Here is a 13,048-nt window from a genome sequence, read left to right as displayed (position 1 = left end):
GAACCGGGCCTGCGCCGGCCCCAAACTCCGCAGGTACGCCTCGTGCAGCTCCGCGACCTTCTCGCGGCTGGCGTTCATGGTATCCCACATGGACTCAGGCTACCCAAAGGGTGAAGGGGATGCCGAGCCGGCTAAAACTTCACCATCAGGGCGCACGATCACCCGCAGTACGAGCGCTTCGGACGTGGAGCTGAGGTTGGGCCAACGTTCGAGAGCTACCACATCGCTGTTGCTGAGGCGGGCGAGTGGACGGCAAGCCTCTACGGTGCACAGGTAGCCGCCCAAGGAGAACAGACCAGCCTAGACATCTGGCAGGCTCCCACCCCTAACCAGGATCCGAAAGCGCAGATGTCTTTGGCCACCGTCGGGCGGACCATCACGGTCGATGGCGGCGCGAGCGCTGACGCCGACGGGACCGTGGTCGAATACCTCTGGGAATTCGGAGATGGCAGCACCGCTACCGGCAGTCGGGTGAGCCACACATACACGACCGCTGGCACATACCTGACGACCTTGGCAATCCGCGACGATCAGGGCGGCGAGGCATTTACGTCGGCAGACCACATCGTCGACATCCCGCAGTACCAGTTCGAGGGCTTTCTGGCACCCGTTGACGCAGCCCCTGTCGTCAACGCCATGAAAGCGGGTCATGCCGTACCGATGAAGTTCCGCCTCGGCGGCAACTTCGGCCTCGGAATTGTCTCGGCGGGCTCCCCAACGTCGGTTCGGGTTGATTGCACTACGGGCGCGAACGTTGATGAAGTCGAAACCACTACTACTGCCGGGGCCAGCAGCCTGTCATACGATCAAGCTACAGACACCTACAGCTATGTGTGGAAAACGGCGTCCGATTGGGCGGGAACCTGCCGAACATTCCACCTGAAACTCGACGACGGCAGCATTCATGAAGCGCAATTCAGGTTCCGCACCTGACGACTACCAAGATAAGTGGAGCTATGACAGTCAGGTGGGTACGTCTTTTACTCTGGGTTATCGCCCTGGTTGCATGGTCCGCACTCATTGTCGTCGGACTTCTCTTGTTCGGCACGGGTCTCGACAAAACATTCTTGTTCGAGCCGACCGGGGAGGCTATTGAACGCGATCGTGTTGGGAAGATTCTCTTCTTTCTTGGTTCGGTCGCCCTCTTCCTGGCTGCGGTCTGGGCTCGACTGATGCATACCCCGATCTGGGCATGCGCCCTCGTTGCAACCCCGGCAATCCTCGTCGGCGGCCTCACTCTGTTTTTCGGAAGTTCTTTACTCCCGCACCTCAGCGCTCTGGTGGCATTCCCAGTTGCCCTCGCTGGCCTAATTTGCGGTCTTGTCCTCGCCCGACCACTGCTGCGCCTTGGGGCAACGGGCCCTAGCGGGGCGGTTCAAGGTCAGGAATCGGACTGAGCTGCCGCCCGCCGGCGACGATTTCCCAGTACTATCAATCTGAAGACGGCAGCAGCATTGATCACAGCCACGAGGAAGAACCCCAGGTAATTCAGTGCCGCGCTCACGGCCAGCACCGCAACTGCAAATCCTCCTTGGCCCGACCCTTGCGAAGAACCCATTGAACCGAAGACAGAGTAGGCAGTTGACAGTGGCGACGTCAGAATGACGATGACAAGAACCAGCACTTCGGATGCTCCCGGCCCGCGCTTCATCTCAAAGGCGCGCATCACGGACACCGCAGCCACGAGCCCGGCGACTACCGCCACCTAGGCACCGATCGTTTCCAGTGCCCACGAGGGCAGGCGACTTTCCCCGGTTGGCGCTCCGCTCCCACCCATCATGTCCGGAAGCTACACGCGATACACCAACGGGCAGGGACAGCGGTCAAACGTGTCCTGCGTGGATCGAGTCGCCGGAGATCTTCACGAGTGCCCGTTAGCCGGACCTCCAGCGCGACAGGTCTGCGGCCAATCCACCCACCGGCATTACGCGAAGACGCTGTGTCACAGGGGAACCCTCACCGGGACGGACGTGATCGGCTCGCTTGCGCGCTGAGCAGTACGGAAAAATCGTGGCGGGCACCAGTCGCGGTCCAATTGAGTGTGGGCCGTCGTCGTTTCGGCGCCAGGTGGACATATTCAGTGTGTAGACATCACCGATGTAAGGAGTTCCTATGGATCCGTCCTCGAGTTTTCGCGACGATGCACTCAACGATCTGCTCGATCGCGCCGCGGCGCCGGCGCCACTCTCGGCGCTGATGACAGACGCAGCCTTGCAGGAAGCCACTCGAGCTGCCCGTTTTGAAGCCGCTCGGGATGTCAAGAGTCGTCTGGGCCGGCGGCTTGCCATTTCCGGCGTCGCGCTCGCACTGGTCCTCGGGGGTACCGGGGTCGCGGCCGCCGTCACGAACTTTGAGTGGCCTTCCTGGGCGCAACAGCCGGACGCGGCGATGCAGATCACACTTCCCAGCGGCGCGCAGTGCGAGTACCTGATCGGGAACCTGCAGAACGCAGATCCCGAGATCATGGACGCGGCCCGCGCCTTCTTTGCCTCTGCACCCGTTCCGACGACTGCGCAGGTCGACGCACGAGTCGTTGCCGTCCACGGGGAAACACTGGCACAGACTCCTGAAGGCGACCGCGACCGCCGATACTCCTCGGGGGTGGTGGGTGTGATGGCCGACGAGCTGGACGCCGACCTCCAACAGCACGGGTTCGACAGCGCTCAGCGACCTTATTTCGAGGGCGTCATCACCTGCGAGGGCACGAATCAGTGAGCGCTGTTCGTAGGGCACGCGACGAACGCCTCACCAACGCACTGGACCAGAACGCGAGAGACTTGCTGCGGTACCTCGAACGCCGCGTCGGGAGCAACGACGCGCCGGACGCCCTTTCGGACACCATGATCGCCGCGTGGAAAGGCGCGGCGAGAGTCCCGACCAATCCCGTCGAGGCACGAATGTGGATGTTCGGGATCGCACGCAATGTCGTCCTCAACCACTCACGTGGAGAACGGCGCCGTTCGCGCCTCGCCGAGCGCCTACGCGAGTCAGTGGGTGTGCTGCCTGCCAACAACGATGCCGCTGCCGGTCTCGACGTTCTGGACGCGATCCAACGCCTCGACCCGGACCTCGCGGAAGTCATTCGCGCAGTCCACTGGGACGGGTTTAGCTTGGCGGAGATTAGCCAGTATCTGGGGTTGCCGGCGTCGACGGTCCGCAGTCGGTACCATCGCGCGAAGCGGGAATTAGCCCACGTTCTGGGCAGCCAGGTCGAGCTCATTCAATGAGACTCCACAAGACGGTCGACCCCGCCGCCGTCGAACTGACCGGCACTACGTCGATCGAGATTCCAACGACCTATACCGAGCTTGATCAGGATGCGGTACTGAGGCGCGCTGCTCGGCTTACGCCCTGACCGCCAGGCACCGGCGCGCGGCGCAGAACACCGCCCGTAACGCGAACGTCCTACGGAATCGCGTGATAGATGCCCCCTCGGGTGGATTTGTTGGGGTCGCGGGGCACAATTCCTGTCGCGGTCCAGAAGCTCTCCCGCAGCCGCAGCCGCAGCCGCAGCCGCAGCGCCGCACCGTAGATACGGAAATTGCCGACGCGGTCAGGACCGCGGCAGCGTTTTCACGTCGACCGAGTTCCGGGAGCTGGTGACCAGCCTCTGGTTGCGCTCATCGATGGGCCGCCCGGCGTGTTGGCAGAACAGTTTGGCCGAAAGCTTTTCTCGATGCTAAAGAACGAACGCGTGTACCGCACCGCATACGCGACGGAATCACAAGCCCGCAGCGATGTCATCCGGTATGTAGAAGGCTTCCACAACAGCCAACGCCGGCACTCCGAGCCGGGTTACCACCGACTTTAGTGACGTCCACTATGGTTATCAACAGCCAACAATAGTAACGCAGAAGAATCCACTAATTCCGCTGTCCGAAATGCCCGCAGCAACTCACGCGGGTAGACAAGGGGGACCGTCGCCGTGCCGACGTCTTCGGGTGGCCGTATCAGTAACGGATGGGTGTGATGAGCAACGAACTTGGTAAACTCGTAGACCGAGGAGATATCGACGGCGCCCTCCTTGCAGCGAGAGGTCTAACCCCTGAAAGAGTCCGGGAACTCCTCTTCAGCGGCGACGGTTTCATGACCAATTCAGCACCCTACGGAGAATTCATCTCTCGCTGGTACACCTCACTGACGAGCGCGTACTTACGTGCTGACGCCGCTGACTGGTTCGCCCAGGCGTACCTCACGGAAATCGCCGACGTTCCGGGCGCTGAGCAGACGGGTGCTGCGATGTCCACCGAGTCTAAGAAGGGCGTCATAAGGTATTTGGCGGAATCTATCGGCGGAAGGGACATCGAAGACTGGACTACGAGCCCGGAACGTCCTATCACTAAGCAGCAACTGGGCGACTGGAAGGTAGTAGTCCAGCAGCTTCGGGAGATAACGCTTCCCTAAGGTATTCGTCCCGTGGACCCCCGGGTACTGAGGGCGCAACGCTGCCTGGCCTTCCCAGCTGCACGACCTGACCCTGCCACCGCATCGTCCCGCAAGCCGGACGGTGAGCGGGACATCGGAACGTGTGAGGAAAACCAACGATGATCCGCAGCGTATCGAGGCCGCCCCATTCCCGTATGCCCCGCCCGAGAAAATGCCCGGTGAACGGGGGACATACGGTGCACTTCAGAAGCACGGCCGGATGCAGAGGGCTACGCACGCGAATTGCACACAACCGCGACCTCACCGCCCAAAAAACGCTTCCGAACCACTGAACTTTTCCACGCCGCCAGGTTCACGGGTTACCGCGGCAGCCAGTGTGTCGGCGACACCACGACCTCATTCACTCAAATACACACGTTAATTCACTGCCTGCAGGCGGGGTCGGGGCGACCGGTAGACTTGCCGGGTCAAGCATCCGCTATCTCGGGGAGAATTCCACACGTGACCGCTGTTTCCAAAACCTCTTCCCGCGGCGTCGCTGACACCGTTTCCAACGCTATTGCGACGCCCGAAAAGGAGCAGCCCTACGGGGCGCTCGGACTCAAAGCCGACGAGTACGCGAAGATCCGCGAAATTTTGGGCCGCCGCCCAACGTCGGGCGAGCTGGCAATGTACTCGGTGATGTGGAGCGAGCACTGCTCCTATAAAAGCTCGAAGATGTACCTGCGCCAGTTTGGCGATAAAGTGACCCCCGCCATGAAGAAAAACCTCATGGTCGGCATGGGCGAAAATGCCGGTGTGCTCGACGTCGGCGAAGGCTGGGCGGTCACGTTCAAGATCGAATCGCACAACCATCCCTCATACATCGAACCATTCCAGGGCGCCGCGACCGGCGTCGGCGGCATTGTGCGCGACATTATCTCGATGGGCGCCCGCCCGGTCGCCGTGATGGATGCCCTGCGATTCGGCGACATCAACGACCCTGATACCGCCCGCGTCGTGCACGGTGTGGTCTCGGGCATCAGCTTCTACGGCAACTGCCTCGGCCTGCCCAACATTGGCGGCGAAACCGTGTTCGACCGGGTCTACCAGGGCAACCCGCTCGTCAACGCTCTCTCGGTTGGCGTGCTGCGCCACGAAGACCTGCACCTTGCCAACGCCCGCGGCGTCGGCAACCAGGTCGTGTTGTTTGGAGCCCGCACCGGCGGCGACGGCATCGGCGGGGCATCCATTCTCGCCTCGGACACGTTCAGCGCCGGTGGCCCCACCAAGCGCCCCGCGGTGCAGGTCGGCGACCCGTTCGCCGAGAAGGTGCTCATCGAGTGCTGCCTCGAACTGTTTGCGGGCAAGCTCGTCGAGGGAATCCAGGACCTCGGGGCGGCGGGCATCTCGTGCGCGACCAGCGAACTCGCCTCCAACGGCGACGGTGGCATGTTCATCGAACTCGAAAAGGTGCTGCTGCGCGACCCCACGCTCACCGCCGAAGAGATTCTCATGAGCGAGAGCCAGGAGCGCATGATGGCGATCGTTACGCCCGAAAAGCTCGAGGGCTTTCTCGCCGTCACCAAGAAGTGGGACGTCGAGACCAGCGTGCTCGGCGAGGTCACCGACACCGGCCGGTTGATCATCAACTGGCACGGCGAAGAGATCGTCAACGTACTGCCGCGCACCGTCGCCGTCGACGGCCCGGTCTACGAGCGCCCGCTCGCCTACCCGACCTGGATCGACGCCTTGCAGGCCGACACCGCCTCCGTGCTGCCGCGCGCGCTCGACGGCGAGACCCTGCGCGAGCAGTTTCTCGACCTGCTCGGCTCGCCCAATCTCGCCGACCCGAGCTGGATCACCGACCAGTACGACCACTACGTGCAGGGCAACACGGCGCTGGCTTTTCCCGACGACGGCGGCATGATCCGTGTCGACGAAGAGAGCGGCCTCGGCTTTAGTATCGCCACCGACGCGAACGGCCGCTACTGCCAGCTCGACCCGTACCGCGGCGCGCAACTCGCCCTTGCCGAGGCTTATCGCAACGTCGCCACGACCGGCGCGATCCCGGCCGGCGTCAGCGACTGCCTCAATTTCGGCTCCCCCGAGAACCCCGAGGTCATGTGGCAGTTCCGTGAGGCCGTGACGGCCCTCGCGGACGGATGCTTGGAGCTCGAGATTCCCGTCACCGGCGGCAACGTCTCGTTCTACAACCAGACCGGCGACCAGCCGATTCACCCCACCCCGGTCGTGGCGGTGCTTGGCGTGATCGATAACGTTGCACGCCGCATCCCGAGCGGCTGGCAGGACGACGGGCACAACATCTACCTACTCGGCGACACCCGCCTCGAACTGGACGGCTCGGCCTGGGCCGGTGTCGTGCACAACCACCTCGGTGGTCGTCCGCCGGTCGTGGATCTCGGCCGGGAGAAGGCCCTCGCCGGGCTGCTGCACGCCGCGTCGAAGGAAGCCCTCATCGACAGCGCCCATGACCTCAGCGAGGGTGGGCTCGCCCAGGCCCTCGCCGAAGCCGTGATGCGTTTCGGTGTGGGCGCTCGGGTCTGGCTCGGTGACATTCTGGATCGGGACGGGGTGGATGCATCCACTGCCCTGTTCTCGGAGTCAGCTGGTCGCGTCATCGTAAGCGTGCCGCGCGAAGACGACGTGAAGTTTCTCGGCCTGTGTGCCGGCCGCTACATTCCGGTGCTGCGCATCGGCGTGACCGACGCCACGCTACACGCCCTCGAGATTCAGGACGTCTTCGCGGCCTCGCTGCCGGAGATGCACAATCGACACCGCACCACCCTCCCCGCCGCCTTCGCCTAACCCTCCCCGGTTTTCGGTTTTCGGTTTTCGAGGCGTCGACCCGGGCATAACTCCTGCAATTTCTGCAGCGCACCAAGTTCGGTCCCGGAAACATGCGGCACTGTCACCGTCGGCGCGCAAATTGCAGGAGTTATGCGCCGGGAGGCAGGTCGAGCAGATGGAAATGGTTAGAGGAACGGTTCGGCGATCAGGGTCTCGGCTCGCTCCCAGAGGCGGGCGGCCACCGCGCGGTCGCGGGAGGTTCGGGTGGCCGACTGGCGGGTTGGGGTGCCGCGGGTGAGCAGGCGCGGGCCGAAGTAGTCGCCGCCGTGGGCATCCGGGTCGATAGCCGCGCGCACGGTCGACCAGGCGCCGTGGTGCTTGCCCTGGGCTCCGATCACGGTTTGCAGGCCGTCGATCACGCGTTTGCCGCGCGAGACATCGTTGATCGAACGGATGCCAGGGGTCAGCCCCGAAATGGAATATCCCGGATGCGCCACCAACGACTGCACCATTCCGGCACCGTTCGCCCGCAGGCGCCGGTCGAGTTCGAACCCGAACACCTGCATGGCAATCTTGGACTGCGCGTAGGCTTTCCACCCGTTGTACGTGGTCGCCAGTTGCAGATCATCGAGCGAGGAGTCCATCAGCCGGGAGATCACCGACCCGAGCGACACCACCCGGCTACCGGGCGTGCGGCGGAGCGCCATGAGGCTGCCAGCGGTGAGCGCGAAGTGCCCGAGAAAATTCGTGGCGAAGATCAACTCGTTGCCGTCGAGGCTCACCTGGCGGTCCCTGGACGGATGCACGATTCCGGCGTTGAGAATCAGACCGTCGAGGCGCGGCAGCGCGCGTAAGGTCTCGCTCACCTCTCGAACGGACTGTAGGTCGGCCACGTCGAGCTGCAACACAGAAACGGATGCTTCCGGGACGCGGGCGCGGATGGCCGCCGCCGCGGCATCCGCTTTGGCGAGGTTGCGGCAGGCAAGCACAACGTGGGCACCCGTGCCGGCGAGCTGCTCGCTCGTGAAGTAACCGAGTCCGGCGTTGGCGCCGGTCACGACGAAGGTCTTGCCGGACTGGTCTGGCAGCGAACGCGGGTTCCAGCTCACCCGGCTACGACGCTGAAATCGGCGACGATGTTGGTTCCGCCCCGGCAGAGCGCCCCGGCTCCACCGGCTCGCCGCCGGCGATTCGAACGTGGTGGTGGATCACCTCGGCGATGATGAAGTTGAGAAACTTCTCGGCGAAGGCCGGGTCGAGATGGGCTTCCTCGGCGAGGCCGCGCAGGCGGTCGATCTGCATGAGTTCACGCGCCGGGTCGGCGGCCGGCAGCCCGTGGGCCGCTTTGAGCCGCCCGACCTGCTGGGTGAACTTGAACCGCTCGGCCAGCAGGTGAATGAGCGCGGCGTCAATGTTGTCGATGCTCTCGCGAATGCTGTGCAGCTGCAGCGTCGCAGCCGCGTCGGCGTCGGCGGGTAATTCCTCGTGTACGGCCATCCTTTTACGATAATGCATGCCTACACGGTCAAGCGGATGCCGCCGCCGCCCGGCTGCGCGCCCCGAACGACCGCAGCCGCAATCGTTTCTGCGTCAGGAGTATGCCAAGCAGCACCAACAGCGCCCCGGTCGGCTCGTGCCAGGAGAATGTTTCCGCGAGCACGAGTACCCCCAACGCCACGCCGACCACGGGCGTCACGTAGGTCACCGTGGACGCATTGGTCGGACCCCAGGCGCGCAACACGTTGATGTTCCAGATGTAGGCGAGGCCGGTGCCGAGCGCACCGAGCGCAAACAGGCACAGCACGATCGGCACGGTCAGCGCCACCGGGCTCCAGGCCAGCGCCGGCGTCAGAAGCAGCATGATGCCACCGGCAATGCCGATGTTCAGAAAAGCGAACGTCGATGCTGCGATCGGCCGCCCACTCAGAAAGCGGCGGGTGTAGCCGAAGGTGAAGCCGTAGCAGACGGCCGCGCCCAGGCAGGCAAGCTGGCCCCAGAGATCGCCCGTGAGCGAGGAATACTGCCACGGGCCGATGATCACGACAACACCGACGATGCCGACCACGACGCCCGCGACCTGCGCACGCACGAGTTTCTCCACTCGAAAGGCGAGCGTCGCCATCAACGCTGTCATGATCGGGGTGACCGCGTTATAGATGCTCGCCAGGCTCGATGAGACGTATTGTTCGGCCCAGGCGAAGAGCAGGTGCGGAATCACGCATCCGCTGATCGCGATGACCAGAAAATGCAGCCAGACCACGCCCTCCCGCGGCAGCACCGGCCCGCTCCTGATGCGCGGACGGGTCACGAGCACGATCAGCCCGAGGGTCAGCCCGCCGAGCACGAGTCGCGACCAGGCGATCTGCCCGAAACTGACGCCATCGAGCGCAACCTTCATGAAGAGAAAGCTCGAGCCCCAGATCATTCCCATGCCGAGAAACTGCAGCACGATGAGGCTTTTACTGGCGGCAGTCGTCGAGGGCACTCCCCGAGCCTATAGCGGCCACGAACCAGCACGGGCTCGCCGGGGCTCAACGTCACAAAAGCGCCGAACAATGGCAGCGGATGCTCACACCGGCGCGCCCTGGCCGTGGCCGTTTCAGAAAATCCGACCGGCAGGCCGCCGGAAAGTCGCTGGGTTCGGGGACGCAGGCACCTGACCACCAGGTTTTCCTGACTTCGCCACCAGAATCATCGTCCACTGACAGGAGCGGATTCCGCCTCCTACGAAGACGCGTCGGCCCCGGCGTTGCGCTCGGCATCCGGCGTATCAGGCGTACCAGGCGTACCAGGCACATCCGGCACATCAGGCGCATCAGGCACATCCGGCACATCAGGCACATCAGGCACATCCGGCGCATTCCCGGTGGCCTGACCAAAGCCGCCGCGTGGCCCGCCGCCCAGGATTGTGCCGCTCGGCACGGCGGGACGCAGGTCGCGATAGGTCACGAACCGGCCCGCGAAGGCGTCGAGGCGAGCTTGCAGCCCGGCGCGCACGGCCGGCCATTCGTCAGCGAGGATCGAGTACACGGCGCTGTCCCGCCAGGTGCCGTCGGCCCGCCGGCAATCACGGCGCACGATGCCCTCGAACGTGGCGCCGATGCCCAGGATGGCGGTGCGCGAACGCTCGTTGCGGGCATCCGCCTGAATCTTGACCCGGCCGAAGCCGTTGTCGAAGGCGGTACCGAGCACGAGCAATTTGGTTTCGGCGTTGACAGGGGTGCCCCAGACGCGCGGGTCGTAGGCGGTCCAGCCGAGGTGGATGGCTTCTTTGACGACGTCGATGTCGCCGAGGGTGGTCGTTCCCACGACGTCACCGTCGTTCGGGCCGCCGAGCAGTCGGACCACGTAGGGCAGAGCCTCCCACTGAAAGTAATCGTGCGCCCACTTGATGAAGCCGTCAACATCGCGCCGCAAGGCGGCCGGGCCGCCACCGTAGCCGGCGGCGAACACTTCGGGGTGCGCGATAGCGCGCGCGAGGTCGGGCAACACCGCACTGCCGAGCGGTTGAAGCTGCACAAAACGACCGGTCAGGGTCAGGGAATGGGGTCTCACGGCGTTCACACGACCAGTGTGACAGGTCAAAGTGAGGAACTTTACACTCACCGCGCCAACCGGGCACATTATGGGCCCGGTTGACGATTCAGATCTATTCGATCAGGTCGTGACGCACCACGATAGCTTCACGGTCGGGGCCGACGCCGATCGCCGAAATGCGCGATCCGCTCATGCTCTCGAGCGCGAGCACATAGTTCTGCGCGGCCTGCGGCAGCTTGTCAAACGTGCGCACACCGGTGATGTCCTCGGTCCAGCCGGGGAAGTTCTCGTAAATTGGAACGGCGTGGTGAAAGTCGCTCTGCGAGACCGGCACTTCGTCGACGCGCACACCATCAACCGAGTAGGCCACGCAAACCGGGATCTCGGCCAGACCGGTGAGCACATCGAGCTTGGTCAGCACGAAGTCGGTGACGCCGTTGATGCGCGCGGTATAGCGGGCGATCGGAGCGTCGTACCAGCCACAACGGCGTGGGCGCCCAGTGGTGGTGCCGAACTCAAACCCGTTCGCGCGCAGGTAATCGCCCGACTCGTCGAACAGTTCGGTGGGGAACGGACCGCTGCCCACTCGGGTCGTGTAGGCCTTGACGACGGCGATGACCCGGTCGATGCGGTTCGGAGCGATACCCGAACCGGTGACCGCACCGCCCGAGGTAGCGTTCGACGACGTGACGAAAGGGTATGTGCCATGGTCGACGTCGAGCATGGTGGCCTGGCCACCTTCGAACAATACGGTCTTGCCGGCATTCAAGGCCTGGTGCAGGAGCAGGGCGGTGTCGGTGACCATGGGGCGCAGACGGTCAGCGTAGCTGAGCAGTTCGGTGACGATCTCCTCGACCTCGATGGCGCGACGGTTGTAGACCTTGACCAGCATGTGATTCTTCTGGTCGAGGGCACCCTCCACTTTTTGGCGCAGAATGTTCTCGTCGAACAGGTCTTGCACGCGGATGCCGACACGGTTGATCTTGTCGGCGTAGGCGGGGCCGATGCCGCGCCCGGTGGTGCCGATCTGGCGCTTGCCGAGAAAACGCTCGGTGACCTTGTCGAGGGTGCGGTGGTATGCGGTGATGACGTGCGCGTTGAGGCTGACCTTGAGCCGCGAGACATCGACGCCGCGCTCCGACAATGCATCGAGTTCTTCAAACAACACCTCGACGTCGACGACGACGCCGTTGGCGATGACCGGGGTGACTCCGGGGCTCAGGATGCCCGACGGCAGCAGGTGCAGCGCGTACTTCTCGTCGCCGACGACGACGGTGTGGCCAGCGTTGTTGCCGCCGTTGAACTTGACGACATAGTCGACCCGGCTGCCGAGCAGGTCGGTGGCCTTACCCTTGCCCTCGTCGCCCCACTGGGCTCCGATGAGTACGATCGCGGGCATCTAGTCTTCTCCTCGAATAACGAAAGCTTCGGTGGGCGGCGCCGGGTCGAACCCCGGGCTGCCGGTGTACAGCGTGGCGATGATGGAGATAGCGCTCGCATCGGCATCCGTCAGAAAAGCCGTCAGGCGGGAGACCTCGTCGGACTCACCGATCTCTTCGGCGCCCCGGCGCAACGCGAACAGGGCGCGCAGCACGCCGCGGTTGGGTTCGTGGCGCCACGGAATCGGACCGTGGCCGCGCCAGCCGGCCTTGCGCAGGGCATCGAGTCCGCGGTGGTACCCGACCCGGGCGTAGGCGTACGACTCCAGGAGTCGACCCTCAGCGTGGGTGGCATCGGCCAGTTCAGCCCAGGCCAGCGGAGAGGTCGGGTGCACCTGCGCTACCGCAGCGATCTCGCTCCTCGCGGTACGGCGCAGGGCCTCGAGCACCTCCGGTTCTGCGGGAAGAAGGGTCTCGGGCTCAGAAATCAAATTGTCGCCAGTCACACTGAATCCTACCAAGGCCCAGGTGCCCTCACCCCGGCGACGGGCCCGGTGGGCCCAAAACGTTAGGCCGGGCTTTGCTGCCGGGCTGCGACGCGCCAGCCGCCGTTCACGAACAGGTAGGTCGTCGACATGTTCAACTCGGCGACCACCTCGCCCCGGCGGGCGATCGCCTTGTAGACGACGACACCGGCGTGCTCACCGAGGCGGATGATGGCGGGTTCGTGAATGCCGTAGCTCTCCCACGGAGCCGCCTGGTCGAAGTATGCGGTGACCTGGTCGCGAGTGATGACTGCGCCGGGCACGATCATCAGGGCGTCGTCGGTCATTTCGCGCTGATAGTACGCGCCGCCCTGCCCACCCAGAATGGCCTGCCAGCCGGCGTTTTCTTCGTGAAGGAGCCGGGCGGGAAGATCGTCAGTGATCGCAGTCATACCGTCACGCTAGCCCCAA

15 protein-coding genes are annotated in these 13,048 nt (G+C 64.2%); 7 read left to right on the top strand and 8 right to left on the bottom strand.

The window, feature by feature from the left end; all coding sequences use genetic code 11:
- The first annotated feature begins 144 nt into the window (after positions 1-144).
- Positions 145-933 carry a PxKF domain-containing protein gene (locus CXY74_RS05950; RefSeq protein ID WP_370446130.1) on the top strand — a complete coding sequence of 263 codons (789 nt, stop codon included), beginning with the start codon at positions 145-147 and terminating at the stop codon, positions 931-933.
- Positions 934-956: 23 nt separating this feature from the next.
- The gene (locus CXY74_RS05945; protein WP_104199566.1) at positions 957-1,397 is read left to right on the top strand and encodes a hypothetical protein; all 441 of its coding nucleotides are present in this window, start codon (positions 957-959) and stop codon (positions 1,395-1,397) included.
- Here CXY74_RS05945 and CXY74_RS05940 read toward each other — a convergent pair.
- A complete protein-coding gene (locus CXY74_RS05940) occupies positions 1,382-1,705 on the bottom strand; it encodes a hypothetical protein (protein WP_104196160.1) in 324 nt (107 codons plus the stop codon). The genes CXY74_RS05945 and CXY74_RS05940 overlap by 16 nt on opposite strands.
- A 407-nt stretch (positions 1,706-2,112) precedes the next feature.
- Here CXY74_RS05940 and CXY74_RS05935 point away from each other — a divergent pair, with 407 nt between their 5' ends.
- The 5 genes from CXY74_RS05935 to purL all read left to right on the top strand — a co-directional run bounded on the left by CXY74_RS05935 (position 2,113) and on the right by purL (position 7,194).
- Positions 2,113-2,715, top strand: a complete 603-nt coding sequence (locus tag CXY74_RS05935) for a hypothetical protein (protein ID WP_092451877.1) — start codon at positions 2,113-2,115, stop codon at positions 2,713-2,715.
- Positions 2,712-3,227 carry an RNA polymerase sigma factor gene (locus tag CXY74_RS05930; protein ID WP_092451879.1) on the top strand — a complete coding sequence of 172 codons (516 nt, stop codon included), beginning with the start codon at positions 2,712-2,714 and terminating at the stop codon, positions 3,225-3,227. The genes CXY74_RS05935 and CXY74_RS05930 overlap by 4 nt, the downstream gene beginning before the upstream one ends.
- A complete protein-coding gene (locus tag CXY74_RS18185) occupies positions 3,224-3,355 on the top strand; it encodes a hypothetical protein (RefSeq protein WP_255409517.1) in 132 nt (43 codons plus the stop codon). The genes CXY74_RS05930 and CXY74_RS18185 overlap by 4 nt, the downstream gene beginning before the upstream one ends.
- Before the next feature lie 611 nt (positions 3,356-3,966).
- Positions 3,967-4,404 (top strand): hypothetical protein, encoded by a 438-nt coding sequence (locus CXY74_RS05925; RefSeq protein ID WP_146070063.1) that lies wholly within the window; start codon positions 3,967-3,969, stop codon positions 4,402-4,404.
- A gap of 483 nt (positions 4,405-4,887) precedes the next feature.
- Positions 4,888-7,194 carry a phosphoribosylformylglycinamidine synthase subunit PurL gene (gene purL, locus CXY74_RS05920; protein ID WP_104199564.1) on the top strand — a complete coding sequence of 769 codons (2,307 nt, stop codon included), beginning with the start codon at positions 4,888-4,890 and terminating at the stop codon, positions 7,192-7,194.
- A 167-nt stretch (positions 7,195-7,361) separates the two neighbouring features.
- Here the strand turns inward: purL and CXY74_RS05915 are convergent, their stop codons facing one another.
- The 7 genes from CXY74_RS05915 to CXY74_RS05885 form a co-directional block, all read right to left on the bottom strand.
- Positions 7,362-8,285 carry an SDR family NAD(P)-dependent oxidoreductase gene (locus CXY74_RS05915; protein WP_104199563.1) on the bottom strand — a complete coding sequence of 308 codons (924 nt, stop codon included), beginning with the start codon at positions 8,283-8,285 and terminating at the stop codon, positions 7,362-7,364.
- 4 nt (positions 8,286-8,289) lie between these two features.
- Positions 8,290-8,673 carry a chorismate mutase gene (locus tag CXY74_RS05910; protein WP_104199562.1) on the bottom strand — a complete coding sequence of 128 codons (384 nt, stop codon included), beginning with the start codon at positions 8,671-8,673 and terminating at the stop codon, positions 8,290-8,292.
- Positions 8,674-8,701: 28 nt separating this feature from the next.
- Positions 8,702-9,661, bottom strand: a complete 960-nt coding sequence (locus CXY74_RS05905; RefSeq protein WP_255409516.1) for a DMT family transporter — start codon at positions 9,659-9,661, stop codon at positions 8,702-8,704.
- A 239-nt stretch (positions 9,662-9,900) separates the two neighbouring features.
- On the bottom strand, positions 9,901-10,740 hold the full coding sequence (locus CXY74_RS05900) for a GNAT family N-acetyltransferase (protein WP_233193231.1): 840 nt from the start codon (positions 10,738-10,740) through the stop codon (positions 9,901-9,903).
- Between the two features lie 85 nt (positions 10,741-10,825).
- Positions 10,826-12,112: an adenylosuccinate synthase gene (locus CXY74_RS05895; protein WP_104199561.1), complete on the bottom strand. Its 1,287-nt coding sequence runs from the start codon at positions 12,110-12,112 to the stop codon at positions 10,826-10,828.
- A complete protein-coding gene (locus CXY74_RS05890) occupies positions 12,113-12,598 on the bottom strand; it encodes a DUF3151 domain-containing protein (protein ID WP_104197375.1) in 486 nt (161 codons plus the stop codon).
- 62 nt (positions 12,599-12,660) lie between these two features.
- Positions 12,661-13,029: a nuclear transport factor 2 family protein gene (locus CXY74_RS05885; protein WP_104128644.1), complete on the bottom strand. Its 369-nt coding sequence runs from the start codon at positions 13,027-13,029 to the stop codon at positions 12,661-12,663.
- Positions 13,030-13,048: the final 19 nt, after the last annotated feature.

Origin of the sequence: Cryobacterium sp. Y29, assembly GCF_002929825.1 — a bacterium.
Lineage (GTDB): Bacteria > Actinomycetota > Actinomycetes > Actinomycetales > Microbacteriaceae > Cryobacterium.
The sequence above is the reverse complement of the archived record's forward strand: the minus strand, read 5'-3'. Positions and strand labels throughout refer to the sequence as shown.